We start from the raw sequence: 23,885 nt of genomic DNA on the forward strand, positions 1-23,885 counted from the left end.
ACCATAGCGAGTTGGTCCCACTCCTTCCCATCCCGAACAGGACAGTGAAACGACTCAGCGCCGATGATAGTGCGGATTCCCGTGTGAAAGTAGGACATCGTCAGGCTACCTATTGTGCAACGCCCCCGCGCAAGCGGGGGCGTTGTCGTTTCTGGAGCCCACATCTGTTTGTCGATGTGGGTTTTTTTTCGCCTCGTTGGCCAGCAGACGTGAGGGTTGTTCCAGCCCAAGGCGATTGGCTCTGCTGTATAGTGTCTGGCATGTTCGACGTACTTGTTTATCTCTACGAGCACTACTGGCGCCCTGAGGCCTTTCCTGAGGCAGGGATGCTGGCGAGGAAGTTGTCGGCGGTCGGATTCGAGGCGGAGGAAATTTCCGAGGCTTTGAACTGGCTCAATGGCCTGCATGCGATGTCGGTAGAAGCGCCGGTCGAACAGTCTGCTTCTTCGATCCGAATTTTCTCTTCCGCTGAATTGGATCACCTTGGATCGCGCGCCCTTGGCTTCTTGCAGTTCTTGGTGTCGGCTGGCGTGCTGAGCCCGACTCAACGTGAGATTGTTCTTGACCGCGTTATGGCAGTGCCTGGCGATCCTATTGACCTTGAGGACTTGAAAGTCATCGTTTTGATGTTGTTCTGGTCTCTGGGGAAGGAACCTGATGCGTTGATTCTCGACGAGTTGTTTGTCGAGGATGATGAGCGCCTGATCCATTGAGCCACCTTGGCTAGGCCTATCAAGTTTTCGCTCAGAGCCGTCGATATTGCTACCGAGTGTGGCCATTGCCGCCGCGCGGTAGTCCATCATGTATCCAATTTCCACTGACCTGTTGCGAGCGCCCCTACAACTGATGTGTTTATCTGTTGTGCGCCATTTGTTTTTTGCTTCAACAGTTTTGGTGCTGGCTGGATGCGACCAGTTGGGGATTGAAACGCCGCAGAAGACCGCCGAGCGCCAGGTTGCAGAAGCGAAGGCGGTGGGGGGGGCCTGTCGACATGCCCTACGTGCGATCGAGGATTGCTATACCTTGAACCCAAAAGCGGAAAAGTCGGCTGTGTACGAGGGCTGGCGGGAGATGGACGAGTACATGCGCGAGAACAAGCTCGAGGGTATCGCGCCAGTGGTGCCTCGCCCTGCACCTGCGGCTTCGGCTCCTAAAAAGCGGGCGTCGGACTCTGAGGATGAGGATGTGACCGAGGAGTCCTCCGTGGATCATGAGCCCGCGAAGACGAAGAAGGGGCATTGACCGTAGTTCGGTGTGAGAAGGCGACTCCGCAGAGAATGTCGGGATGACACACTCATTGATCGAGAAGGGGTTGCTGGACCCGAGGCTTTGGCGCGGTGACGAGTTCAAGCTCGGCGTCCGCGATATGCTCGCGGTCACGCCCGGGGTTTGCGCCTGGGGGCTTGTGACTGGCGTAGCCATGGTGAAGGCAGGCTTGCCTCTGACCACTGTGGCCGCGATGAGCTTGCTGGTGTTTGCGGCTAGCGCGCAATTGGCAGCTGTGCCCTTGATCTTGGTCGGTGCGCCTTTATGGATGATTTGGCTCACCGCCACTTGCGTGAATTTGCGCTTCGTTGTGTTCAGTGCAGAAATGCGGCAACACATGCTGTGCCTGCCAAGAGCCTGGCGGCTGCTGGCTGGGTATTTGACGGCAGACATGACTTTCGCACTGATGGTGCGCCGACAGGGCGGGGCTGATCCTGCCTCAAGCCAGAATCCTAGACCCCTGGCTTACTTTGTTGGGCTCTGCGTGGTGAATTGGTCAACGTGGAATGCCGCGTCTCTGGCCGGTGTCTTGCTGGCTGAGCGAATTCCGAAAGATTGGGGATTGGAGTTGGCCGGCGCACTGGCTTTGTTGGGGCTGATGGTGACACTTGCCAGAACGGCGCGCAAAGCGGTGGTGGCGCTGGGGGCAGCCACTATCGCCTTGATGCTGCACGAATGGCCTTATCGGTTGAACATTGTGATGGCCGTGTTGCTGGCCATTGCTGCCGGCGCTGTTTGGGAGTCCAACGGGGGCGGCGGTGATGAGTGAACTCGAGCAAGCCATCGTCGTTGTTGGCCTGGTGATCATCAGTGTGGTGACCCGATCTTTCTTTTTCTTGCAGGATCGTCCGTGGCCTTTTCCTCGATGGTTGGACATTGGGCTGAGTTATGCGCCTATTGGCGCACTGGCTGCTGTAGCGGTGCCGGCGGTGCTGCTGGAGCCGGGGGCGCACGATCTGGTGCTGGATCCTTCAAGGGTTGGCGCGGCGCTTTCGGCCGTGGCGATCGCCGTGCGGCGCAAGGACATGCTGATGACGATCGCAGTCGGGATGTTGACTTTTCATATTTTGCACGTGTGGGGCGTTTGATCTCAGTAGATGGGGGTCGACTTTGCTTTGCCGCCGAGTTGCGGGGGCGAGTGGCCCCGGAGAGTCCCTACAATGGCGCATCTCGCGAGAATCAACTAGTCCTTAACCATCATGAACATCCTCCGTCTAGAAGATCTGATTGCCCAAGGCAAGGTCGCCAATCAGCGTGTTTTCATTCGTGCTGATTTGAATGTGCCTCAAGATGATGCCGGTAACATCACAGAAGATACGCGTGTGCGTGCGTCGGTGCCTGCGATTGAGATGGCATTGAAAGCAGGCGCCGCCGTGATGGTGACGTCGCACCTGGGGCGTCCGACAGAGGGTGAGTTCAAGCCTGAAGATTCGCTTGCACCCGTTGCCAAGCGTTTGGGCGAGTTGTTGGGCCGCGAAGTGAAGCTGGTCAGCAATTGGGTGGATGGCGTGAGCGTGAACCCCGGTGAGGTCGTTCTGCTTGAAAACTGCCGCTTGAACAAGGGCGAGAAGAAGAACAACGAAGAGCTCGCCCGCAAGATGGCGGCTTTGTGCGACATCTTTGTGCATGATGCTTTTGGCACCGCACACCGAGCTGAGGGCACGACCTACGGCATTGCCCAGTTTGCGAAGATTGCTTGCGCCGGGCCTTTGCTGGCGGCCGAAATTGATGCCATCAACAAGGCGCTGGAGGCGCCGAAGCGGCCTTTGGTGGCGATCGTGGCGGGTTCGAAGGTGTCGACCAAGCTGACGATTTTGCAGTCGCTGGCGAAGAACGTGGATGGCTTGATCGTGGGCGGGGGTATTGCCAACACCTTCATGCTGGCAGCGGGCCTGAAGATTGGGAAATCTCTAGCTGAGCCGGACTTGTTGGGTGAAGCGAAAGCCGTGATCGAGGCCATGAAGGCACGTGGTGCGGAGGTGCCTATCCCCGAGGATGTGGTGGTGGCCAAGACCTTCTCGGCTGATGCGCCCGCGACGGTGAAGGCGGCCAACGAGGTGGCGGATGACGACCTGATTCTAGACATCGGTCCGAAGACAGCTGCCAAGTTGGCGGCTCAGTTGAAGGCGGCGGGGACCATTGTTTGGAACGGACCTGTCGGGGTGTTCGAGTTTGATGCCTTTGCAAAGGGCACAGAGGCGATTGCCCGCGCGATTGCCGAATCAGATGCTTTCAGCATTGCCGGTGGTGGCGATACTTTGGCCGCGATTGCCAAGTATGGGATCGAGAAGGACGTTGGCTACATCTCGACGGGTGGCGGTGCGTTCCTCGAGGTGCTGGAAGGCAAGACACTGCCTGCGTTCGAAATTTTGAGCAAGCGCGCAGCTGGTTAAATAGGTCATCAGCTGCGGCTGATGATTCTGATTGCCCTGTAGCAAAACGGCCAGCAATATGCTGGCCGTTTTGCTTGGCGCGAGGGCGCCGGTGACATGGCGCACTGACAAGAGGTGTGTGCGACGGGTTGTTCAGGTCCTAGCGACCTGGCGGTAAAGTTGATTGCCGGCTTCAATGGGATCGCCGCTGTCGTGCAGGCTGCGCAACCAGGGCTCGTAGCTTGGAACCACTGGATCTTGCCAAGGGTGAAAGCTGGGCTTGAGGTAGGCAAAGTATTTGCCCAGCAGCGGCGCAAAGACGCCGCCTGGCTTGTATAGCCACCAAAGGCCTTTGAGCCAGAGTTTGGTGCGTTGCGCCCGGCTGAATCCATCTACCTGAAACATGTGCGCCATGATGCGGAAGGTGTGGTACGGGAACAGGCAGGTGACCAGCAGCATCGAGCGAACGCGGTTGCTGTAGCTGCCATGGGCATGGTCTCGCAGGACATCGAAGGCGACGCCTTTGTGTTCCATTTCCTCCATGGCGTGCCAGACGTAGAGGGCGCGGATGCGGGCATCGGCGCCGGCCATGATGTCCGGACGCTCGACAAAACAGTCGGCCATGATGGCGGTGACGTGTTCGGCTGCTGCCGTGATGCCGAGGGTGAATTGCCGCGAGGTGTGCTTGCGGAGCACACCGAAAAGCCTGTGTTCCTGGCGCTGGAGGATTCGATCGACATTCACCCCTTGAGCTTTGAGTCGGTTGTTGTAGAGGGTGTGCACCATGCTGTGCTGCGCCTCTTGGCGGGTGAAGTCTTTGATGTCTTGTTGGAGCTTGGCGTCGGTGATTTGCTCTTTGAAGTCCCGCACGCAGGTGATGAAGAAGCGCTCCCCGACAGGAAACAAAGTCGAGAGCGCGTCAAAAAAGCGGGTTTTGAACGGGTCGTTGTCGAGCCAGAATCTGGGGATGTCGCCGTTGAGGCCGAAATCCATCTTTTCACGAGGCACGATGGCGGGAGCGGGCGCTTGGGGTTGCGGCATATGACCTCCTGAGAGCGAATGGGACATGAGCCATTTGCTCTGTCTGACAGTCAAACTGTAGGGGGTGCCTGAGTAAGGTGCCATGAGAGGCTGCGACAAAAAGGTGATTTTTGCGACAGAGTGCGCTCAGGAAAAACGCGGGTCAGTTGTCCGGCGGGATGCGCCGCCTGTAGCGACTCGGGGTGTGACCGGTCCAGCGCGTGAAGGCTTGGGTGAAGCTGCGTCGTTCGGCGTAGCCGAGTCGAGCACTGATCTCCTCGATGCTGAGCGAGGTGTCGGCGAGCAGTTGACGAGCCGATTGGAGCCGCAGTTGGTCTTGAATGGCGGAGACAGAGAGCCCAGCGTCTCTCAGGCGACGTTGGAGCGTGCGGGGATGCAGCCCAAGATGGTGGGCGATGGCGTCAACCCCTTGTCCCAGCAGGTCGGGGCAGGATTTGAGCGCATCGATGACGGCTTGAGCCAGCGGGTGGCATGGAGCGGGGGGAGACGACTGGCCTAGGGCGGCTCGTCGCTGGGTGAGTTGATGTTCAATGCGCTGCGCGGCAATTTGGTGCAAGGCCGGGATGGCCCCGGGGAGTGGGCGATCGAGCATGCTGCGCTCAAACCAGATGGCGTCGATGGGGGCGTTGTATTCGACAGGCAACTGGTAGGTGTCGCTTAAGAGCGCCGACTGTCCGTGAGGGGCATGACGCAGGCTGATGTGGCCGTTTTGCAGGGCCTCGGGGCCGAGCAGAAGGCGACTGAACTTGAGTGTGGTCGTGAAGATGGCTTCGGTGAAGTGCCAGGTCAGCGCAGTGCTTGCTTCGGGATGGTCGTAGCGAAGGATGATGCGTGCCTGAGCACCCTGCTCGCCCAGCGAAAACGCCATGCTGGGGTTGATGAGCGGGGGCAGCCATTCAAGGGCCCGAGTGGCTTCGCGCAAGGTTGGGCTTGTGGTGATGAACGTTTCGATGTCTGACAAGTATTCGAACGCAAAGGATTCACCCAGCACGATGGGAAAGTGCTTGGACTGTCCGGAGGCGTTCGTGAGCTCGACGCAGCGCGACATGATGCGTTGCAGCGAGTCCCTGTGGATGGTCGCGGTATCTGGGTGAAGTTGGGAGGGGTCAAGCCCCTCCGATTGCAGCAGACTGACCAGATCGATGCCGCATTGGGCTGCGGCACGGATCCAGTTGGTGACCGTGATGAATGGCAGCGCAGGGTCGGATGCGTGCTCGGCGTGCATGGGCTTCAGGCGTGGTGCAAGACGGAGAGCCAGCGCAAGATTTCATGGCCGGTGGCTTGCGGGTGCTCCATCGGGTAGAGATGGCTGCCTTTGATCCAGCTGAGGTTGCCGTTGACGAGCTGCTGGGATGCGCGGATGCCAACGGCCTTGATCTCGCGCGATTGTGTGCCAGCGATGAAAGCGGCAGGGCATTGAATGGGGCGGCGACGCAGGTCTCTGGCCAAGGTGTGCGGCATGGTCCGGTAGATTTGCGTTTCTATCTCACGATCAAAACTCAGGTGGCGCGTCTGTCCGCCGGCGCTTTCTTCTGTGCCCTCGTGGATGTAGTCGCGCAGGACCGACGGGCTGAATGCCGCGAATTTGGGCTTGGCCGTGAAGTGCTGCCGCGCGGCCTCCAGGCTACTCCATTGGTGGCAGCGCTGCGCAGACACGCCAGAGGGCATGATGCGGTCGATGCCTCCCACTCGCTTGACCACACCCAGGGATGCCGCTTTCCAGCCGGAGAGAATGGGCGAGTCGAGCAAGATGAGCGCGCTTGCCAGGTGTGGGTACTGGCTGGCAACCATGGCACTGAGGTAGCCGCCGAGTGAGTGGCCGATCAGAATGGCCGGCTGGCCGGCGTGCTTTTCAATGAAATCGCGCAACTGCTCAACCAGGTGCGGCCAGTTGGCTGTGACCGGATAGCGTGGATCGTGCCCGAACTTGTCCAGCGCCAGAACCTCGTAGCCTGCGTCTTCCAGGACTTTGAAAAGCGATCGGTAGGTGGCCGCAGGAAAGCTGTTGGCGTGCGAGAAAACGATCGGACTGCGTGGCGTGTTCACGGTGCTGGGGCCCATGGGGCATCTGTGAAGCGAAAGAACTCCAGCCACAGGGTTCGACCCGCGGCATCGAATCGGCGGACCGCTTCAAAGCAGGCCGCTCGCGCGCTGCTGTCGATCATTTCCTGTGGGAGCAGCGGATCATAGATGACCTGCCGGATGGCGGGGCGACCGATCAGGAAAGCCTCGCGCGCAGCCTGGTCTGGGCGAAGTCGTGCTGACATGGCCAGCCAGGCCTCCAGTTGTTCGCGAAGCTCCTGATAGCGGGTGTTCAGGTCTGCGCAAGGCCACAGCTTGGCTAGCCTGTGTTCAGTGGCTGCACCAAACGAGCTGGCTCGAAATATCAGGGCGGTGTCCTCCAGGCCAAGGGCATGCAGCCGATGGCGGAGATCTTCCAGGCCGCCTTTGAGATTGTCGGGTCTGATAAACAGCCCTTTGTCGAGTTCGGCAAAACCGTGCAGGCTGAGCGCTTGCTGGCGGCGCTGGAGCGCAGCGCGATCTGACCGACTGAGGCCGGCGCAATGCACGGCCAGGTAATGGCCGTCCCATGGCTGGATGCGGGCTTCGACTTGGCGCCAGGCTCCAATTTCCTGGGCCAACTGCGCTGCCGCTGGCCCCAGGCGGTAGAAGCCCCGCCCCTCGGCTGCGATCATGCCTTCGCTTTGAAGGCGCACCAAGGCCACGCGCACGTTGTTTTCAGTCAGTTTGAACAAGCCGCAGGCTGCTACCAACTGTCTGGCTGGGTAGGCGCCGTCTTCCGCTGCGAGCAGCAGGCTTTGGATCAGGCTTTTTGCGGTGGGCAAGGGCCCCAGATCATTCATTAGCTGATATTACGATGAAGTGTCGACGGAGTGGGGCGGTGTAAGGTTTGATGCAGCACGGCCACAGGGGGGAAGTGCGGCGCTTTTCACGGCTTGCAAGCATGGGGTTTGGTGTGACACTCTGAGATATCAGTGATAGACATCGAAAGCAGAGAAGACACCATGCCTCGCGCCACCAAGATCGTTGCCACCCTCGGCCCAGCTTCTTCTACCCTCGACGTGCTGGAGCGCATGTTGCGTGCAGGTGTGGATGTGGTTCGGTTGAACTTCTCCCACGGCAAGGCTCAGGACCACATTGACCGTGCTGAGCTGGTACGTGAGGCTGCGCGTCGGGTGGGCAAGGTGGTCGCCATCATGGCGGATTTGCAGGGGCCGAAGATTCGTGTGGGCAAGTTCGCCGAAGGCAAGGTGATGCTGGAGGCGGGGCAGCCATTCGTGCTGGATGCCAGTCGAGCCGAGCCCGGAGACATTCACGGCGTGGGCCTGGATTACAAGGAGTTGCCGCGCGACGTGAAGCCGGGAGACATCTTGCTGCTTAACGATGGGCTGATCGTATTGACCGTCGAGGCAGTCAGAGGTGAGGCTGTGCACACGGTGGTCAAGATTGGTGGCGAGTTGTCCAACAACAAGGGCATCAACAAGCAGGGCGGTGGACTGACTGCTCCGGCTTTGACCGCCAAGGACATGGAAGACATCAAGACGGCAGCCAGCTTCCAGTGCGACTACATTGCCGTGTCGTTTCCCAAGAACGCAACCGACATGGAAATGGCGCGACAGCTCGCCAATGTGGCGGGCGAGCCCTGGAAGCATCGGCCTGCGCTCATTGCGAAGATCGAGCGAACTGAAGCCATTCCGAATCTGGAAAGCATTCTGAAGGCGTCGGACGGCATCATGGTTGCGCGCGGCGACTTGGCCGTGGAGGTGGGCAACGCCGCCGTGCCGGCGCTGCAAAAGCGCATGATCAAGCTGGCACGCGAAATGGATAAGGTGGTGATCACGGCGACCCAGATGATGGAGTCGATGATCGTCAATCCTGTGCCGACGCGGGCGGAGGTGTCTGACGTGGCCAATGCTGTGCTGGACGGGACTGACGCGGTCATGTTGAGTGCCGAAACTGCCGCCGGCAAGTACCCCGTGGAGACCGTGGAACAAATGGCGGCAATCGCGTCGGAAGCTGAGCGTGCCGAAGAGGTGTCACTGGACGCCGACTTCACCAACAAGCAATTCGGGCGCATTGACCAGTCGATTGCCATGGGGGCCTTGTTCACGGCGCACCATTTGGGATGCAAGGCCATCATCGCCTTGACCGAGTCCGGCTCAACCGCCTTGTGGATGAGCCGACACAAGATCCATGTGCCCATTTTTGGCCTGACGGCACAGCCCATCTCCTTGCGCAAGATGGCGCTGTTCCGCAATGTCCGACCTTTGCTGATCCCGAATTATTCGGATCGCGATGAGGCCCTGAAGCAGGCTGAGGCCTTGCTAGTCAGCTCCGGGGTGCTGCGCCCCGGTGATACCTATGCGATCACTTGCGGCGAACCTATGGGCCATCCAGGCGGGACCAATATGCTCAAGGTGTGCGAGGTGCACTGAGTTCGTCGACGGCCCCTTTGGGGCCGTTGTCAATCAGGCGGCGCTCAGGGCCGGGCTGGAGGGCGCATTGGCCAGGATGGGCTCGTGGGGGCCGAAGGGGGCCAGGACGGCCAGAAGCTGGTCCTCCGTGAAGGGTTTGGCCAGATAGGCGTCCATCCCGGCGGTCAGGCAGCGTTCATGATCTTCGTGCAAGGCGCTGGCGGTCAGGGCGATCACGGGTAGACGTGCCAAACCTCGGCGGGCTTCCTCCTGTCGGATCAGCCGCGTGGCTTCGAGCCCATCGAGGCGCGGCATCATGCAGTCCATCAGGATCACGTCAGGGCGAGCGCCGGGTCGGCAGGCTGCTTCGACGGCGCTCAGTCCATCGAGGTGGTGCTCTACGTCCCACCCCATGCGGCGCAACACGGCGTCGACGATCATGGCGTTGACCTCATTGTCTTCAGCCAGCAGGACCTTGCCGCAACAGGGGCGCTCGGCGGCCTCGGGCTTCGATGAAGCGATGGCGTTGGCCGGGGGAAGCGCTTGGGTTTGCGTTCGTTCGGCGGGGGGCAAGGGCAGCGTCAGTTCAAACAGCGTGCCCTGCCCCAGCTGGCTTCGGCAGGTCAGATCGCCTTGCATGGCGTGCGCCAGCGCGCGCGAAATGGTCAGTCCCAGGCCAGATCCATCCACCCGTTGTCGTGCGCCGCTGTCGGCCTGTCCAAAGGGGGTGAAGATGTGCTCCAGCTGATCGGCAGGGATGCCGACCCCGGTGTCCTCCACCTGGATGCGCATGGGGCCGTCGGATCCCTCCACCCGAGTGGCGCTGATGCGGATCCACCCCTGGTTGGTGAACTTGACAGCGTTGCCAACGAGGTTGAGCAGCACCTGGCGTACGCGTGCTTCGTCGCCCATGACCCACGATTCGCCGCCCGCGGGCAGATCGAGTCGGAGGTGGAGCGGTTTGGATTGCGCGGCGGCTTTGTTCAGCGCCAGCACATCTGCCAGCAGCGCGTGCAGATCGAACGCTTGCCATGCGGTTTCGAGGTGACCCGCCTCGATGCGGCTGAAGTCCAGAATGTTGTTGATGACCGAAAGCAGATGCTCGCCCGATCGTTCAACGAGGCTGAGTCGGTGGCGCTCCGACTCGGGGAGGTGGTGAGCCTGAAGCATGCGCGTCAGCCCCAGCATGCCGTGCAGCGGGGTTCGCAATTCGTGGCTCATGGTGGCCATGAATTGGGCTTTCTCCGTCATTTGCTGGTGGGCCTGATGTAACTCGGCTTCCCGTTGCGTCGCGAGTTCAGAATTGGTGAAGCGTTGGCGAAGGAATTCCTGAATGCGCCTTTGAGACTGGCGAGAAACCGTCAGTAAACAGATGCCGAAAACCAAAAGAGCCAACCCGATATATTGGCCAAAGGGGTCGTCTTGACTCAAGCAGGCCAATATCGCGGGGGTCATCATCGCGGTACAGCTGGCGAGCGCGTACTGCCAATGCGCTTGCAGGCTGAACGTGGCCATGGTGGCCACGCCGGCGAGCGTGATGGCGATCAGGAGCGTGGCGCTGCCAGGTGATCCGGCTGCCATCCAGCCGCTGAGCCCCCAGATCAGGCTGTCTATCAGAAGCAGCGCGCCGTTGAGCCTCTGATGAGCCAGGTTGGCTGGGTCGAGCTGGCGAGCCGAGGGTTTGTGGCGATGCCAAAGTAACACGCCGGACCATGCCAGTTTGATGATCAGCCATATCAGGATGGCCGGATGAGGCTGTTTCGAGTAAATGAAACCGGCCGCAATGGCTGCAAATGCGGTGCCCATGACCACCGAAGGCGTGGTCATGCTCAGGACCATACGAAATTGCTCGCGGCTGATTTCCTGGTCAATCTGGGATGGAGCTCCTTCAGGCGATGGAGATCCAAATAGCCGGTTCATGGGTTCAAAACCACCTCGAACGCAAGAGGATAAAACAGGGCCTGAATTTATGTATTTGGCTCAGATTGTTTGAGCCAATTTTGATGAGCAGATGAAATATAGGCAAAAAGATATCGCTCGCCAATCTTTTATTGGACTCGGGTGTGGCATTCCCGCCCCGGTGGGCGCGTGATCTTTGACCGCAGACAAGCTCTGCTGACGGCGCATAGCCCGAGTCTTGGGGGGGACGAATGGCTTTTCGATCGGTAGAATCCCGCCCAGTTCTGTTTTTCAACCATCGTTACCTGGGGGTTCCCATGCCACTCGTCTCCATGCGTCAGCTGCTGGACCATGCTGCTGAAAACAACTACGGTATTCCAGCGTTCAACGTGAACAACCTGGAGCAAGTTCAGGCCGTGATGGCTGCCGCCGATGAAGTCGGTGCCCCCGTGATCCTGCAAGCCTCCGCTGGTGCCCGCAAGTACGCTGGCGAATCCTTCATCAAGCACTTGATCCAGGCCGCTGTCGAAGCCTACCCCCACATCCCTCTGGTCATGCACCAGGACCACGGCACCAGCCCCAAGGTCTGCCAAGGCGCGATCGACCTGGGCTTTGGCTCGGTGATGATGGACGGCTCCTTGATGGAAGACGGCAAGACCCCTTCTTCGTTTGACTACAACGTGGAAGTGACCCGCAAGGTCGTGGAAATGGCTCACAAAGTGGGCGTGACCGTGGAAGGCGAACTGGGCTGCCTGGGCAACCTGGAAACCGGTGATGCCGGCGAAGAAGACGGCATTGGCGCCGATTGCAAGCTGGACCACAGCCAGATGCTGACCGACCCCGAAGAGGCAGCCACCTTCGTGAAGGCAACCCAGTTGGACGCCTTGGCGATTGCCATCGGCACCAGCCACGGCGCCTACAAGTTCTCGCGCAAGCCCACCGGTGACATCCTGGCCATCAGCCGCGTCAAGGAAATCCACGCACGCATTCCCAACACCCACCTGGTGATGCACGGCTCCTCGTCGGTGCCACAAGACCTGCTGGCCATCATCAACCAGTACGGCGGCAAGATGAAGGAAACCTATGGCGTGCCCGTGGAAGAAATCCAGGAAGCCATCAAGTACGGCGTGCGCAAGATCAACATCGACACCGACATCCGTCTGGCCATGACCGGCGCCGTGCGCAAGTTCATGTTCGAGAACCCCGACAAGTTTGATGCCCGCGAATGGCTGAAGCCCGCTCGCGAAGCCGCCAAGCAAATCTGCAAACAACGCTATCTGGAATTCGGATGCGAAGGCCAAGGCAGCAAGATCAAGGGCGTGACCCTGAGCGAAATGGCTTCGCTGTACGCCGCTGGCAAGCTGGCCCAAGTCGTGTCCTGATCGACTTGCATTGACATGAGCCGGTGCAGACGCAAGTCTGGCCGGCTTTTTCGTTTTCTGACTTCCATCGCCTGGCGTTGACCTGGCTAGCCGTTGAGGCAGGGCCGGGGCGCGAGGCACAATATCGTTTTTCGTCGTTCGAGACCCGTCATGACTTCTGCCTTGCATACCTCCGCTTTGAAATCTCTGCCTTTGCTGGCCCGTGGCAAGGTGCGTGACAACTATGCAGTGGGCAACGACCGCATCCTGATGGTGGCCTCGGACCGCATCAGCGCGTTCGACGTGATCATGGGCGAGCCCATTCCGGGTAAGGGCGCCTTGCTGACCAAGATGGCCCTGTTCTGGTTCGAGTTGCTCAAAGATGTGGCCCCCAATCACCTGACTGGTGAAGATCCGGTGAGCGTGGTGTCGGCTGAAGAGCGCGCGCAAGTCGAAGGCCGCGCCATGTTGGTCAAGAAGCTCAAGCCCCTGCCCGTGGAGGCCGTGGTGCGTGGTTACCTGGCCGGTTCGGGCTGGAAGGAATACCAACAGAACGGCGAAGTGTGTGGCGTGAAATTGCCCGCCGGCTTGAAGAACGCATCGAAGTTGCCTGAGCCCATCTTCACCCCCGCGACCAAGGCAGAAGTGGGCGAACACGACGAGAACATTTCGTTCGAGAAGATGAGCGAGATCATCGGCGCCGAGATGGCCGAGAAGGTGCGCGACTTGGCCATCAAGCTGTACAAGAAAGCCGCTGACTACGCGCTGACCAAGGGCATCATCATTGCCGACACCAAGTTCGAATTCGGCCTGGACGAAAATGGCACCCTGACTGTGATGGACGAGGTGTTGACCCCTGACTCGTCGCGCTTCTGGCCTGTCGAAGGCTATGTTGAGGGGGCCAACCCTCCCAGCTATGACAAGCAGTTTGTTCGCGATTGGCTGGAGCAGGCCACGGTGAATGGTCAGCCCTGGGATAAGACCGCCCCTTCGCCTGCGCTGCCGCAGGATGTGATCGAGAAGACTGCGGCCAAGTACCAGGAAGCGCTGGAGCGGTTGACCGGCCAGTGAGCCGCCTGCCGCTGCTTGGAGCTGAGACCATGAAAAAGGCGCTGAAATTCAGCGCCTTTTTTGTTTGAACTGCCTCGCCAGAGGCTTGGGCTGGTTCAGCGCTGTTTGCGGCGACGCGACAGAGCCAGAACCGACGCCACACCGGCCAGCGCCAGAGCCATGGATTCGGGTTCCGGCACGGCTGCGGTCACGGCGGCGATGTCGCCACCATATGAGCCGTGGCCACCAAACACCAACCCGGAAACCGTCAGGGTGTAGTGGCCGCTGCCCAGATCTTCTTGCAGGAAATTGGCGGTGGCCGAGTTCTCGTTCATCAGAAACTCTTCGACACCCGTCATGGTTCCCCCTGAGAGGCTGACCTTGAGGATCTTGATGCCGAACGGCAGGCCGATGGTGGTGTGAACGCCACCTTTGACAAAGCCAGGGTCGATCAGATCGAAGGTGTACACATCGGCAAAGGCGCCGTTGAAGGGTTGGGTCTTGCTGCCCAAGGTGTTGCCGATGTCGATGCTGGCGTTGTCGAGTTCACCCAGATAACCAGGACCCATGGCCAAGGCCGACGAACTGACGAGGGCTGCGGCCAGGGCAGCCAGGGCGTGTGAGGTGCGCATGATCGCTCTCCGAAAGATGACAAATGTGCGGCACCGATACAGCCTGGCAGCCACTGTTCGGATCATTCTAGGTGGGTTCGCATGGCGCGAAAACGTTCCGGAATGTAAAAAGAATCAGCTTTTCTCCGAATCGTCGAAGTCGTCCTGAGCAGCGGCCGCGGCTTGTTGCTGGGCCAGGGCTTCTGCTTCGGCTTGTTCGGGCGTGGCGGTCCATTCTTGCAGGGCCAAGGCCACGTCGCCCACGCCTTGCTTTTTCAAGGCCGAGAACAGCACCAGGCCCACGTCGGACTCGTCGGTGACCACCTCGGCCAGCACTTCCTGGGCCTGCCGCATCGATTCGGCTGCTTCTTTGCGATTGAGCTTGTCAGCCTTCGTCAGCAGCACCAGCAGTTTGACCTCGCCGGTTTGCACACGCGGAGCCACAAAGGCCAGCAACTGCTTGTCGAGTTCGGTGAAACCATGGCGGGAGTCGATCATGTGCACCACGGCAGCCAGGTTGCGCCGAATTTCGAGGTAGCGCGCCATGACTTCCTGCCAGCGCAGTTTGGCTGTGCGCTCCACCGCTGCATAGCCATAGCCGGGCAAGTCGGCCCAGATCTGATTGGGGGCTGTTTTGGGGCCCAGGTTGAAGAGGTTGATGTGTTGCGTGCGCCCAGGCGTCTTGGAGGCATACGCCAGTTGGCGCTGCTGGGCGATGGTGTTGATGGCGGTGGATTTGCCGGCGTTGGATCGCCCCACGAAGGCCACTTCGGGCAGTTCGGAGGTGGGCAACTGGTTCAGTTGCGCGGCCGTGGTCAGGAATCGGGCGCTGTGGGCCCAGGCCAACGCGTCTTTTTCTGGAGAAGGGGTCGACGTGGCGGAGCCTTTTTCCACGGTTTTTTGATGTGAAGTCGAAGCATTTGGCTTCGGATTGGTGCGGGGGTGCGTTGGGCGGGTCATATGGCATTGTAAAATCTTCTCCGTTTGCCCAAATACAACCTAACCGTCTCATCGCCATGAAGCGTTTTTTGAACCTGATCGCCGTCGCCTCAGTGGCCCTGTCCCTGTCGGGCCTGGCCCAAGCCTCAGAAACCAAAGCTGCGAAGCCTGATCTGGCTGCCGGCGAAGCCAAGGTGACCGCCGTGTGTTCGGCCTGTCACACCGCTGACGGTTCCCGTGGTGCCCCCACCAACCCGATTCTGCAAGGGCAGCATCCTGAGTACATCGTCAAGCAACTGACCGAATTCAAGGAAGGCAAGCGCAAGAACGCCGTCATGAACGGCATGGCCGCTGCGCTGTCGCCCGAAGACATGAAGAACGTTGCCGCTTACTTCGCCACGAAGAAGGCCAAGGATGGCGCCGCCAAGAACAAGGATCTGGTGGCTCTGGGCGAGAAGATCTACCGCGGTGGCATTGCCAAGAAGAACGTGCCAGCTTGCGCCGGTTGCCACAGCCCCAACGGTGCCGGCATGCCTGCTCAGTACCCCCGCTTGGCTGGCCAGCACGGTGACTACACCAAGGCACAGTTGACCGCTTTCCGCCAAGGTGAGCGCACCAACAGCGCCCAGATGGCTGCCATCGCCGCCAACCTGAGCGACAAGGAAATCGAAGCTCTGGCCGACTACATTGCCGGTCTGCGCTGATCGCTGATTTCATGTGAGAGTGCCTTGTGATCTTCGGGCACTGAACGAACAAGGCGGGTTTCCCCACGAGGGCGCCCGCCTTTTTGCTTGCTGTCATGACTGTTGAGAACCCCTCTGTGAGCGCTGTGCGGGTGCGCACATCGCGCCGGGCTCAGGCGTATGAGCTGTTGTCGTCCATGCGGTTTGCCATCGCCTTGTTGACGGTGATCTGCATTGTTTCGGCCATCGGCACCGTCATCAAGCAGGGCGAACCGCTGGTGAACTATGTGGACCAGTTCGGGCCGTATTGGGCGGATGTGTTCGGGGCACTGGGGCTGTACCGCATCTACAGCACGCCGTGGTTCCTGGTCATCCTGGCCTTCCTGGTCGTGTCAACCAGCCTGTGTATTGCGCGCAATACCCCGAAAATTCTGGCTGACTGGCGCACGCACAAGGAAACCATCCGGGAGCAGGCGCTCAATGCTTTCCACCACAAGGCGTCGGGTCAGTTGGCTGTGCCGCTGGATCAGGCCGCTGAGTCCGTGGCGCGCCAGTTGCAAGGGGCACGTTGGACCTTGAAGTCGCAACGTCGGGCCGAGGCGGCCGGTGGGCCGGGCATCATGATTGGCGCCCGCCATGGGGCTGCCAACAAGCTGGGCTACATCGCCGCGCACGGCGCGATTGTGCTGATCTGCCTGGGCGGTTTGTTTGACGGTGACCTCATTGTCAAGGTTCAGGCCTGGGTGCAAGGGCTGCAGCCATTCCGTGGCAGCGAAGCGCCTGATCGCAGCAAGCTCAGTGTGTCCAACCCTGCTTACCGTGCCCAGTTGTTTGTGCCGGAAGGGCAGCGAACGAACGCGGCCGTGATCAGTGTTGACAAGGGCATGTTCCTGCAGCCTTTGCCGTTTGACATCGAACTCAAGAAGTTCACGGTGGACTACTACGCCACGGGCATGCCCAAGCGCTTCGCCAGTGACATCGTCATCCATGACCCCCAGCAGGCCAAGCCCAAGGCGTTCACGGTCGAGGTGAATCATCCGGTCACCTACCAGGGCATCACCATTTTCCAGTCGAGTTTTGAAGACGGCGGCTCGGCGGTGCACCTCAAGCCCTTGTTCCTGTCGGAGCCACCCGCTGGTGCGGCGGCGCGAATCGATGCCGAAGTGGGCGGGGCGGCGCAGTCTTTGCCAACCAGCTGGGTGGGGGCCGATGCGTCTCTGACTCTGGAGGTGACGGGCTTGCGCGTGATCAATGTCGAAGACCTGGCGCAAGCGCAAAGTGCGAACCCGGCGGTCAACGCAGGCAAGGCGGCGGATGTGCGTGGGGTCAATCTGGATGAGTTGAGCAAGCACCTCGGGTCGGGCGCGAAGGCCCCGGGCGAGAAGAAGCTGGTCAACATCGGTCCGTCGATCACCTACAAGCTGCGCGATGCGGCAGGCCAGGCGCGCGAGTACCAGAACTACATGGTGCCCGTGAACCTGGAGGGGCAGTCTGTCTTCCTGTTGGGGGTGCGGGACACGCCGGCTGAAGGCTTCCGCTATCTGCGTGTGCCAGCCGACGACCAGATGCAGATGGACGGCTGGTTGCGTCTCAAGCGGGCTTTGAGCGATGCCCAGGCTCGCCAGGAGGCAGCTCGGCGTTTTGCGGCCACGGTCACGTCGCCCACCCAACCGCAATTGCGCGAGCAGCTGACCGTGTCTGCCCAGCGCGCGCTGGATTTGTTTGCCGGGGCGCGACATGTGGCGCCAGCAGCACCAGCCGCGTCCGGGGCCGCTTCGGGCGTGCAACCGCCTTCCGCTGCGGCCATGCCCTCAGGCGGATTGATGGCGATTTCCAGTTTCATCGAGGCGGTGGTGCCGGCCAACGAGCGGGAGCACACCTCGGCCACCTTGATTCGCATCCTCAATGGATCTTTATTTGAATTGTTGAATCTCAGTCGGGAGCGTGCTGGTCTGGCGCCGCTGTCGTCTGACCAGGACTCGGTGCGCCAGTTCATGACCCAGTCGGTGCTGTCGCTGTCGGATGCGGTGTTCTACCCGGTGCCCCTGGTGCTGGCGCTCGACTCCTTCGAGCAAAAGCAAGCCAGCGTGTTCCAGGTGACTCGCACCCCGGGTCGCAATGTGGTCTATCTGGGCTGCTTGCTGCTGGTCGTGGGCGTTTTTGCGATGCTCTACATCCGCGAACGTCGCCTGTGGGTCTGGTTGCAAGACGATGGCCAGGGGGGCACGCGCGTGAAAATGGCGCTGTCGTCGACACGACAGACGCTGGACATGGACCGCGAGTTTGAACAGATTCGTGCAGCCGTGCTGCCGAACCAAGGATGATGTGATGACGACAACAACTCAAACCTTGCCTGTGCTGGGGCGTTCTGGTCGGTCGGTGGCCGATTGGCTGTTCGCGGCTGTCTTGATGGCCGTGGGCGGTTGGGCGCTCAAGAGCTGGGGCCAGGCCATGGATGTCTACGAAATCGGCATTCTGGTGGTGGCGGTGCCATGCCTGATTGCGCTGGGTTGGATGTGGGCGCCCTTGCGTGTTTTGATGATTGGTTCGGGGCTGGCCACCTGGTTGGCCGTGGCCTTGTACCAGCGCGCCACCGATGACTATGGTGTGGACCTGGTCAAGGGCGAGCAGGTGTTCTGGCTGAAATACGTGCTGTCCAGCCAGAGCGCCATTTTGTGGATGAGCGTGCTGTTCTTCATGAGCACGCTGATGTACTGGCTGGGTGTGGTGACACGCAGCGCCACCCCGGGTCGCCTGGCCTCACGCGTGACCTGGGCGGGTGTGTTCATGGCGCTGGTGGGCACCTTGGTGCGCTGGTTTGAGAGCCATCAGATCGCGCCTGACATTGGCCACATTCCGGTCAGTAACCTCTACGAAGTGTTCGTGCTGTTCTCGTGGCTGACCGCCTTGTTCTGGCTGTACTTTGAAGACCGCTTTGCGCGACAAGGCCAGTCTCTGGGGGCGCTGGGTGCTTTTGTGATGCTGGTGGTCAGCGCGGCCGTGGGCTTTCTGCTTTGGTACGCGCTGGCGCGTGGAGCGCATGAGATTCAACCGCTGGTGCCCGCTTTGCAAAGCTGGTGGATGAAAATTCACGTGCCGGCCAACTTCGTGGGCTACGGCACCTTTGCGCTGTCGGCCATGGTGGCGCTGGCTTACCTGCTCAAGACGGAATCACCTAAGGCTTTGTGGACCGGGTTGGTGGGCTTGCCCGCAGTTTTCATTGCCCTGCCATTGCTCGGTTTTGCGCTGTTCGGAGACCTGTCGCCCGAGTCGATGGCTTCGGTGGCCAAGGCTGGCCGGATGATTGGCGGTCTGTTGGTGGTGTTCGTCTTGATGATTCTGGCGCGGTCCTGGATCAACCCGCTGACACCGGCCCCGGAAGTGGCCGACGATGTGATGTACAAGGCCATTGCGCTGGGCTTTGCGTTTTTCACGATCGCCACCATCCTGGGCGCATTCTGGGCGGCTGAAGCCTGGGGTGGCTATTGGAGTTGGGACCCGAAGGAAACCTGGGCGCTGATCGTGTGGTTGAACTACGCGGCGTGGCTGCACATGCGCTTGATGAAGGGGCTGCGTGGGGTGTTTGCGGCCTGGTGGGCTCTGGTGGGCCTGGTGGTCACCACTTTCGCTTTCCTGGGCGTGAACATGTTCCTGTCGGGCTTGCATTCCTACGGGCAGCTCTGATCGGCACAAATCGAGCAGAGCGTGCGCCCGGCGCCTGAATCGGGCTCAAGCAGTGGTGGCAAGGGTCGATAACCGATCTAGCCCTTGTTGACTTGAGCCCACCTATGCGTCACGTGTTGCGCGATTCGAGCGGAAAGATTGTCAGCCTTCACCTGGAACCGGTCGAAGGCAGCGAACCTTTGCCGACCTCGCACCCTGACGTGCAGGCCTTTCTGGAGGCCGACGAGGCCCAGACCTTTGCGGCCATGGACGCGGGTCTGGTGCGGGTGCTGGAAGACCTGATCGATGTGCTAATTCAGCGCAACATCTTGCGCGTGACCGACTTGCCCCCTGAGGCGCAAGCCAAGCTCTTTGATCGCAAGCATTTTCGCGAGGGCATGCAGGCGCATTCCCTTCGCTTGTTCGGCGACCAGTTGCCCACGGGGCTGGATCAGCATGCCTCGGACGAGGCCATGGGCAAGCTTTAGAGCACGCGGTGCTGAAGTGCTGGCAACTGCGTGCGCACTTCGTTTTGTCGTGAGCGGCTGAGTTCGGCCATGACCACGCCAGGGCCTTCGGCCTGACAGGCGAGCACGTCCCCCCACGGGCCAATGACCAAGGAATGCCCGAAGGTGCGGCGGCCGTTTTCATGCTCGCCGCCTTGACCCGGTGCCAGCATGTGGCACAGGTTTTCGACGGCGCGGGCGCGCAGCAGCAACTCCCAGTGGGCCAGCCCGGTCGGGTAGGTGAATGCGGCGGGCAGCACGATCAGATCGAGCGGCTGTTGGGCGCCCATGGCGCGGAACAGTTCGGGAAAGCGCAGGTCGTAGCACACGCTCAAGCCGATGTGCCAGCGCTCGCCTTGGCGATCGTGTAGCTCGAAGGTGACAGGGGCATTCCCGGGGGTGAGTGTCGCGGCCTCGTTGTACGCGCGTTGGCCGTCGTCGAAACAAAACAGGTGGATCTTGTCGTAGCGGGCCACCCGCCGCCCTTGAGGGTCGAACACCAATGTGGTGTTGAACACACGATCGGGTTCGTGGCTTTGAATCGGCAAGGTGCCGCCAATCAGCCACACGCCATGCTCGCGTGCGGCTTGGGCGAGCATGCCTTGCAAGGGCGCTAGTGCCGCGTCGGGAGCCTGGGCGTCTGCCAGTGGCTCCGCAATCGCGAGCTTGTCGGCATCGCGCAGGCCCATCAGGCAGAAGTACTCGGGCAGTGCCACCAGTTCGGCGCCTTGCGCGGCAGCTTGGGCAATCAAGGCGCGCGCTTGCGCCACGTTCTCATCCACCCGGGGGGTGGAGACCATTTGGAGGGCGGCTACTTTCATATCCCAGTTATCCTAGCGGGATCTTGTCTGTCAGTGTGATTGACGTGAGCATGGCCGACCTCGGTACAACGACCCCTACGCAGTGGAGCCAATGGGCTGATCAGATTCATGCTGCCGCAGCAGAGGGCGAACGCATTCGCATTCGGGGCGGGGGCACCAAAGACTTCCTGGGCGATCTGCGTCAGGGTGATTGGGTGCTGGACACGTCTGATTGGACTGGCATCGAGTCGCACGAGCCCACCGAGTTGGTGGTGCGAGCGCGTGGTGGTACCCCTTTGGCTGAACTGGAGGCGGTATTGGCCAGCAAGGGCCAGTACCTGGCGTTCGAGCCGCCTCGATTTGCTTGGGCCTCGCCAGAGGGCGCGACGGTGGGCGGCATGGTCGCGGCAGGTCTGAGTGGCCCCAGTCGCGTCAGCCGCGGCGCGGTGCGTGACCATGTGCTGGGCTGCACCGTCATGAATGGCCAGGGGCAGGTGCTGCGCTTTGGTGGCTCGGTCATGAAAAACGTGGCGGGTTTCGATCTGTCGCGCGTGATGGCGGGTTCCATGGGCACCTTGGGGGTCTTGCTGGATGTGACCTTGAAGGTCATGCCGCAGCCAGTGTCGAGTGCGACCTTGCGAATTGAAATGACCGAGGCCGAAGCGCTGTTGCAGGTCAACCAGTGGGCAGGGCAGCCCATCCCTCTGGACGCGTCGGCGTGGTGGGACGGCATGCTGGTGTTGCGGCTGCGCGGTGCGCGGGCGGCGGTGGCCAGTTCGGTGCAGCGCTTGTACAAGGAGCGTGGCGGCGAGCTCATCGCGCCACCTTTGGCTGAAGGATTCTGGCAAGGCCTGCGCGATCAGTCTGACGAATTTTTTGTGAAAGCGCGTGACGCGGTGAACCGTGGCGGGGCACACGGTGTGACCTTGTGGCGCTTGTCTGTGCCCTCTACGGCCGCTCCCTTGGGCTTGCCTGGCGAGCAGTTGATCGAGTGGTTCGGTGCGCAACGTTGGGTGTGTACTTCCGCGCCCGCTGAGGCCGTGCAGGATCTGGCGCGGCGAGCCGGCGGGCATGCTCAGCCCTTTGTGTCGGCGCAGGCGCGTCCCTTGGCTGATGAGGCCGATTGGTCTGGGGTGATGCAACGGCTACATGAACGCGTGCAAATGGCCTTCGACCCTCGGGGTGTGTTCCTGACCGGTCGCAAATGGGGTGCCCGCCCTGGCGCCGTGGCTTCTCGTTCCTGATTCGTTTTTGTCATGCAGACCCAACTTGCCCCCGAATTTCAGGATCAGCCCGACGGCCGCCAGGCTGAAGCGGTGTTGCGCCAGTGTGTGCATTGCGGCTTTTGCAATGCCACTTGCCCCACCTACAAGCTGACCGGCAACGAGCTGGATGGCCCGCGTGGGCGCATTTACCTGATGAAGCAGGTGTTTGAAGGGCAAGCCCCCACGCGGACCACGCAAGAGCATCTCGACAAATGCATCGGCTGTCGGCATTGCGAGAGCACTTGTCCCTCCGGTGTGCAGTATCACGAGTTGCTGGCGGTGGGGCAGGCCGCGGTGGATGCGCGCGTGGCTCGCCCTTGGCGCGAGCGCTTGCTGCGCGCCCTGCTGATCAAGGTCTTGCCGTCTCGCTGGTTCGCGCCCGCCTTGTCTGTGGGGCGGGCCCTGCGTCCGATGTTGCCGAGCCGCTTGCAAGAGCGCATTCCTTTGCGTCCTCCGATGGCTCCGCCAGCCTGGCCAGATCGCAAGAAGGCCATGCATGCGCGCCAGATCTTGCTGCTCAAGAGCTGCGTGCAACGAGGCTTGCGCCCCCACATCGACGCTTCGACCGCACGGGTGCTTGATGCGCTGGGCATTCGGGCCGGCGTGGTTCGTCAGTCCGGCTGTTGTGGCGCGATCCAAGGACATCTGGGGGATCTGGATGGCGCACGTGAGCGGGCGCGCCGCAACATCGACGCCTGGTGGCCCTGGGTAGAGTCGAAAACACCGGCCGAAGCCATTCTGATCAATGCCTCGGGGTGCGGTGCCTGGGTCAAGGACTATGGCAAGTTGCTGGCTGATGACCCTGCCTATGCAGACAAGGCCAGGCGCATTGCGGCGTTGGCCAAAGATCCTGGCGAACTTTTGCCCGCTTGGGTGCCCACCCTCAAGCGCAAGCTGGGTCGTCTGCCGCCTGAAGCGCTGGGCTCATTCACGTTCCATCCGCCGTGCAGTTTGAGTCATGCGCAGGGCTTGAGCCGGGCCGGGCAACCGGGGCCCATTGAGCAAGGCATGCGAGAGCTGGGCTTCGATGTGCGACTGGCTTTGCGCGACAGCCACCAGTGCTGTGGGGCAGGCGGAGCGTATTCGCTGACGCAGCCCGAGATGTCGCGCCAGTTACGCGATCAGAAGATTCAGGCTTTGGAAGAAACCGAGCCGCACATGATTGCCTCGGCCAACATCGGGTGCATCGTGCATTTGCAAAGCGGCACCGACATTCCGGTGAAGCACTGGATTGAGGTGCTCGACGAGGCACTGACGCGGCATGCGTCCATTCTGAACACTCAGGGCTGAGGGGTGTCGCTGGTCAGAGGGGTGTTGTCGAACACCACCTCGACTCGAATGCGTGATTTCACGGCTTGGCCATTGAGTTGCCCGGGGCGGAAGGTCATGGCCATGAAGGCCTGCCGCGCAGCCTCTTCAAAGGGGGCTGGCATGCGTTCGCCATGGGCCAGTACATGATGCACCCGGCCGCTTTCATCGATGTACAGAGACAGGATGCCGGAGATGCGCTGCGGCTCGAATTGCCCTTCGGGCGCGGCCAGGATCAAGGGGGCTTGCGCGACGGGCGGCACACTCAGTTGCGGGCGCGGAATGTACTCGCTGTTGCCCTCGATGTCGGCCAGGCCGGTGCCAACGGGTTGATCGCTCGGCGCGGCTTCGATGATTGTCTCAACGGGGGGCTCGGAGAGGGCCTCAGGCTGGGCTTGCGGGGTGTCGACGACATCCGCCGGCGAGTCAGGGCTGGTCGCGTCGAGCGATGCGGTTTCTGTCGGGGCCTGAGTTTCGGTGGCGAGCGATGGGGCCGCGTGCGTGCCCTGAGCGTTCGAAATGGGTGCTGATTCGACTCGCAAGTGCCAGGCCATGGGTCTGGCCCCGGCCTTCGCGCCGGGCTGGATGGTGTGTGCAGGGCGCTCCAACGGTGGCATCAAGGTCACCGCCAGAGCGTGTGCTGCGACAGACAGCACGGCACAGGTCATCCAGGCTCGGCGCATGT

Annotated in this window: 23 protein-coding genes and 1 rRNA gene; 15 read left to right on the plus strand and 9 right to left on the minus strand. The window is 61.0% G+C overall.

The window, feature by feature from the left end:
• From rrf to VFW72_RS06335, 6 genes are all read left to right on the plus strand, one after another.
• A 5S ribosomal RNA gene (gene rrf / locus VFW72_RS06310) occupies positions 1–106 on the plus strand; the annotation flags it as partial.
• Positions 107–260: 154 nt separating this feature from the next.
• Positions 261–713, plus strand: coding sequence for a DUF494 domain-containing protein (locus tag VFW72_RS06315; RefSeq protein ID WP_329673432.1), 453 nt, complete (start codon positions 261–263; stop codon positions 711–713).
• 88 nt (positions 714–801) lie between these two features.
• Positions 802–1,242 carry a hypothetical protein gene (locus VFW72_RS06320; RefSeq protein ID WP_414638779.1) on the plus strand — a complete coding sequence of 147 codons (441 nt, stop codon included), beginning with the start codon at positions 802–804 and terminating at the stop codon, positions 1,240–1,242.
• A 43-nt stretch (positions 1,243–1,285) separates the two neighbouring features.
• The gene (locus VFW72_RS06325) at positions 1,286–2,035 is read left to right on the plus strand and encodes an AzlC family ABC transporter permease (protein WP_329673433.1); all 750 of its coding nucleotides are present in this window, start codon (positions 1,286–1,288) and stop codon (positions 2,033–2,035) included.
• Positions 2,028–2,354: an AzlD domain-containing protein gene (locus tag VFW72_RS06330; RefSeq protein ID WP_329673434.1), complete on the plus strand. Its 327-nt coding sequence runs from the start codon at positions 2,028–2,030 to the stop codon at positions 2,352–2,354. The genes VFW72_RS06325 and VFW72_RS06330 overlap by 8 nt, the downstream gene beginning before the upstream one ends.
• Positions 2,355–2,465: 111 nt before the next feature.
• Positions 2,466–3,659, plus strand: coding sequence for a phosphoglycerate kinase (locus tag VFW72_RS06335; protein ID WP_329673435.1), 1,194 nt, complete (start codon positions 2,466–2,468; stop codon positions 3,657–3,659).
• 132 nt (positions 3,660–3,791) lie between these two features.
• Here VFW72_RS06335 and VFW72_RS06340 read toward each other — a convergent pair whose 3' ends face one another.
• The 4 genes from VFW72_RS06340 to VFW72_RS06355 all read right to left on the minus strand — a co-directional run bounded on the left by VFW72_RS06340 (position 3,792) and on the right by VFW72_RS06355 (position 7,525).
• Entirely contained in the window at positions 3,792–4,679 is an 888-nt protein-coding gene (locus VFW72_RS06340) for a metal-dependent hydrolase (RefSeq protein WP_329673436.1), read from the minus strand.
• 142 nt (positions 4,680–4,821) lie between these two features.
• Positions 4,822–5,904 carry a helix-turn-helix transcriptional regulator gene (locus tag VFW72_RS06345; protein ID WP_329673437.1) on the minus strand — a complete coding sequence of 361 codons (1,083 nt, stop codon included), beginning with the start codon at positions 5,902–5,904 and terminating at the stop codon, positions 4,822–4,824.
• Positions 5,905–5,909: 5 nt separating this feature from the next.
• Positions 5,910–6,740 (minus strand): alpha/beta hydrolase, encoded by an 831-nt coding sequence (locus tag VFW72_RS06350; protein WP_329673438.1) that lies wholly within the window; start codon positions 6,738–6,740, stop codon positions 5,910–5,912.
• Positions 6,722–7,525 (minus strand): PaaX family transcriptional regulator C-terminal domain-containing protein, encoded by an 804-nt coding sequence (locus VFW72_RS06355; RefSeq protein ID WP_329673439.1) that lies wholly within the window; start codon positions 7,523–7,525, stop codon positions 6,722–6,724. Before VFW72_RS06355 ends, VFW72_RS06350 begins: the two co-directional genes overlap by 19 nt.
• 180 nt (positions 7,526–7,705) lie before the next feature.
• Between VFW72_RS06355 and pyk the strand changes: the two genes are divergently transcribed.
• Positions 7,706–9,136, plus strand: a complete 1,431-nt coding sequence (pyk, locus tag VFW72_RS06360) for a pyruvate kinase (protein ID WP_329673440.1) — start codon at positions 7,706–7,708, stop codon at positions 9,134–9,136.
• A 33-nt stretch (positions 9,137–9,169) separates the two neighbouring features.
• Here the strand turns inward: pyk and VFW72_RS06365 are convergent, their stop codons facing one another.
• Complete coding sequence (locus VFW72_RS06365; protein ID WP_329673441.1) at positions 9,170–10,942, minus strand: ATP-binding protein; 1,773 nt, start codon at positions 10,940–10,942, stop codon at positions 9,170–9,172.
• A gap of 389 nt (positions 10,943–11,331) precedes the next feature.
• Between VFW72_RS06365 and fba the strand changes: the two genes are divergently transcribed.
• Together fba and VFW72_RS06375 are read left to right on the plus strand one after the other, a co-directional pair.
• Positions 11,332–12,396 carry a class II fructose-bisphosphate aldolase gene (gene fba / locus VFW72_RS06370; protein ID WP_329673442.1) on the plus strand — a complete coding sequence of 355 codons (1,065 nt, stop codon included), beginning with the start codon at positions 11,332–11,334 and terminating at the stop codon, positions 12,394–12,396.
• A 150-nt stretch (positions 12,397–12,546) separates the two neighbouring features.
• Complete coding sequence (locus tag VFW72_RS06375; RefSeq protein WP_329673443.1) at positions 12,547–13,446, plus strand: phosphoribosylaminoimidazolesuccinocarboxamide synthase; 900 nt, start codon at positions 12,547–12,549, stop codon at positions 13,444–13,446.
• 95 nt (positions 13,447–13,541) lie between these two features.
• Here the strand turns inward: VFW72_RS06375 and VFW72_RS06380 are convergent, their stop codons facing one another.
• Positions 13,542–14,057 (minus strand): FxDxF family PEP-CTERM protein, encoded by a 516-nt coding sequence (locus VFW72_RS06380; RefSeq protein WP_329673444.1) that lies wholly within the window; start codon positions 14,055–14,057, stop codon positions 13,542–13,544.
• A gap of 114 nt (positions 14,058–14,171) precedes the next feature.
• The gene (gene yihA, locus VFW72_RS06385) at positions 14,172–14,930 is read right to left on the minus strand and encodes a ribosome biogenesis GTP-binding protein YihA/YsxC (RefSeq protein ID WP_329673445.1); all 759 of its coding nucleotides are present in this window, start codon (positions 14,928–14,930) and stop codon (positions 14,172–14,174) included.
• Positions 14,931–15,052: 122 nt separating this feature from the next.
• On the opposite strand from yihA, the gene VFW72_RS06390 reads away from it, so the two are divergent.
• The 4 genes from VFW72_RS06390 to VFW72_RS06405 all read left to right on the plus strand — a co-directional run bounded on the left by VFW72_RS06390 (position 15,053) and on the right by VFW72_RS06405 (position 19,809).
• A complete protein-coding gene (locus VFW72_RS06390; protein WP_329673446.1) occupies positions 15,053–15,679 on the plus strand; it encodes a c-type cytochrome in 627 nt (208 codons plus the stop codon).
• Between the two features lie 95 nt (positions 15,680–15,774).
• On the plus strand, positions 15,775–17,982 hold the full coding sequence (locus VFW72_RS06395; RefSeq protein WP_329673447.1) for a cytochrome c biogenesis protein ResB: 2,208 nt from the start codon (positions 15,775–15,777) through the stop codon (positions 17,980–17,982).
• Between the two features lie 4 nt (positions 17,983–17,986).
• Positions 17,987–19,342 carry a c-type cytochrome biogenesis protein CcsB gene (ccsB, locus tag VFW72_RS06400; protein WP_329673448.1) on the plus strand — a complete coding sequence of 452 codons (1,356 nt, stop codon included), beginning with the start codon at positions 17,987–17,989 and terminating at the stop codon, positions 19,340–19,342.
• A gap of 104 nt (positions 19,343–19,446) precedes the next feature.
• Positions 19,447–19,809, plus strand: coding sequence for a hypothetical protein (locus tag VFW72_RS06405; RefSeq protein WP_329673449.1), 363 nt, complete (start codon positions 19,447–19,449; stop codon positions 19,807–19,809).
• On the opposite strand, the gene VFW72_RS06410 is transcribed toward VFW72_RS06405, so the two are convergent.
• Positions 19,806–20,648: a carbon-nitrogen hydrolase family protein gene (locus VFW72_RS06410; protein ID WP_329673450.1), complete on the minus strand. Its 843-nt coding sequence runs from the start codon at positions 20,646–20,648 to the stop codon at positions 19,806–19,808. The genes VFW72_RS06405 and VFW72_RS06410 overlap by 4 nt on opposite strands.
• 50 nt (positions 20,649–20,698) lie before the next feature.
• On the opposite strand from VFW72_RS06410, the gene glcE reads away from it, so the two are divergent.
• Together glcE and glcF are read left to right on the plus strand one after the other, a co-directional pair.
• Positions 20,699–21,871 carry a glycolate oxidase subunit GlcE gene (gene glcE, locus VFW72_RS06415; protein ID WP_329673451.1) on the plus strand — a complete coding sequence of 391 codons (1,173 nt, stop codon included), beginning with the start codon at positions 20,699–20,701 and terminating at the stop codon, positions 21,869–21,871.
• 12 nt (positions 21,872–21,883) lie between these two features.
• On the plus strand, positions 21,884–23,182 hold the full coding sequence (gene glcF / locus VFW72_RS06420; protein ID WP_329673452.1) for a glycolate oxidase subunit GlcF: 1,299 nt from the start codon (positions 21,884–21,886) through the stop codon (positions 23,180–23,182).
• Here glcF and VFW72_RS06425 read toward each other — a convergent pair.
• Entirely contained in the window at positions 23,173–23,883 is a 711-nt protein-coding gene (locus VFW72_RS06425; RefSeq protein ID WP_329673453.1) for an energy transducer TonB, read from the minus strand. The two genes, glcF and VFW72_RS06425, sit on opposite strands and share 10 nt — an antisense overlap.
• Positions 23,884–23,885 lie beyond the last annotated feature (2 nt).

It is taken from the genome of Aquabacterium sp., from assembly GCF_036273115.1.
In the GTDB taxonomy this organism is placed as follows: Bacteria; Pseudomonadota; Gammaproteobacteria; order Burkholderiales; family Burkholderiaceae_C; genus Aquabacterium.

Coding starts and splice junctions, on each gene's coding strand:
- VFW72_RS06410 (WP_329673450.1), bottom strand. CDS start 20,648: ATGAAAGTAGCCGCCCTCCAAATGGTCTCCACCCCCCGGGTGGATGAG.
- VFW72_RS06325 (WP_329673433.1), top strand. CDS start 1,286: ATGACACACTCATTGATCGAGAAGGGGTTGCTGGACCCGAGGCTTTGG.
- VFW72_RS06335 (WP_329673435.1), top strand. CDS start 2,466: ATGAACATCCTCCGTCTAGAAGATCTGATTGCCCAAGGCAAGGTCGCC.
- VFW72_RS06375 (WP_329673443.1), top strand. CDS start 12,547: ATGACTTCTGCCTTGCATACCTCCGCTTTGAAATCTCTGCCTTTGCTG.
- VFW72_RS06340 (WP_329673436.1), bottom strand. CDS start 4,679: ATGCCGCAACCCCAAGCGCCCGCTCCCGCCATCGTGCCTCGTGAAAAG.
- glcF (WP_329673452.1), top strand. CDS start 21,884: ATGCAGACCCAACTTGCCCCCGAATTTCAGGATCAGCCCGACGGCCGC.
- VFW72_RS06365 (WP_329673441.1), bottom strand. CDS start 10,942: ATGACCACGCCTTCGGTGGTCATGGGCACCGCATTTGCAGCCATTGCG.
- glcE (WP_329673451.1), top strand. CDS start 20,699: ATGGCCGACCTCGGTACAACGACCCCTACGCAGTGGAGCCAATGGGCT.
- VFW72_RS06345 (WP_329673437.1), bottom strand. CDS start 5,904: ATGCACGCCGAGCACGCATCCGACCCTGCGCTGCCATTCATCACGGTC.
- VFW72_RS06390 (WP_329673446.1), top strand. CDS start 15,053: ATGAAGCGTTTTTTGAACCTGATCGCCGTCGCCTCAGTGGCCCTGTCC.
- VFW72_RS06380 (WP_329673444.1), bottom strand. CDS start 14,057: ATGCGCACCTCACACGCCCTGGCTGCCCTGGCCGCAGCCCTCGTCAGT.
- fba (WP_329673442.1), top strand. CDS start 11,332: ATGCCACTCGTCTCCATGCGTCAGCTGCTGGACCATGCTGCTGAAAAC.
- VFW72_RS06350 (WP_329673438.1), bottom strand. CDS start 6,740: ATGGGCCCCAGCACCGTGAACACGCCACGCAGTCCGATCGTTTTCTCG.
- ccsB (WP_329673448.1), top strand. CDS start 17,987: ATGACGACAACAACTCAAACCTTGCCTGTGCTGGGGCGTTCTGGTCGG.
- VFW72_RS06405 (WP_329673449.1), top strand. CDS start 19,447: ATGCGTCACGTGTTGCGCGATTCGAGCGGAAAGATTGTCAGCCTTCAC.
- VFW72_RS06320 (WP_414638779.1), top strand. CDS start 802: ATGTATCCAATTTCCACTGACCTGTTGCGAGCGCCCCTACAACTGATG.
- pyk (WP_329673440.1), top strand. CDS start 7,706: ATGCCTCGCGCCACCAAGATCGTTGCCACCCTCGGCCCAGCTTCTTCT.
- VFW72_RS06330 (WP_329673434.1), top strand. CDS start 2,028: ATGAGTGAACTCGAGCAAGCCATCGTCGTTGTTGGCCTGGTGATCATC.
- VFW72_RS06315 (WP_329673432.1), top strand. CDS start 261: ATGTTCGACGTACTTGTTTATCTCTACGAGCACTACTGGCGCCCTGAG.
- VFW72_RS06395 (WP_329673447.1), top strand. CDS start 15,775: ATGACTGTTGAGAACCCCTCTGTGAGCGCTGTGCGGGTGCGCACATCG.
- VFW72_RS06425 (WP_329673453.1), bottom strand. CDS start 23,883: ATGCGCCGAGCCTGGATGACCTGTGCCGTGCTGTCTGTCGCAGCACAC.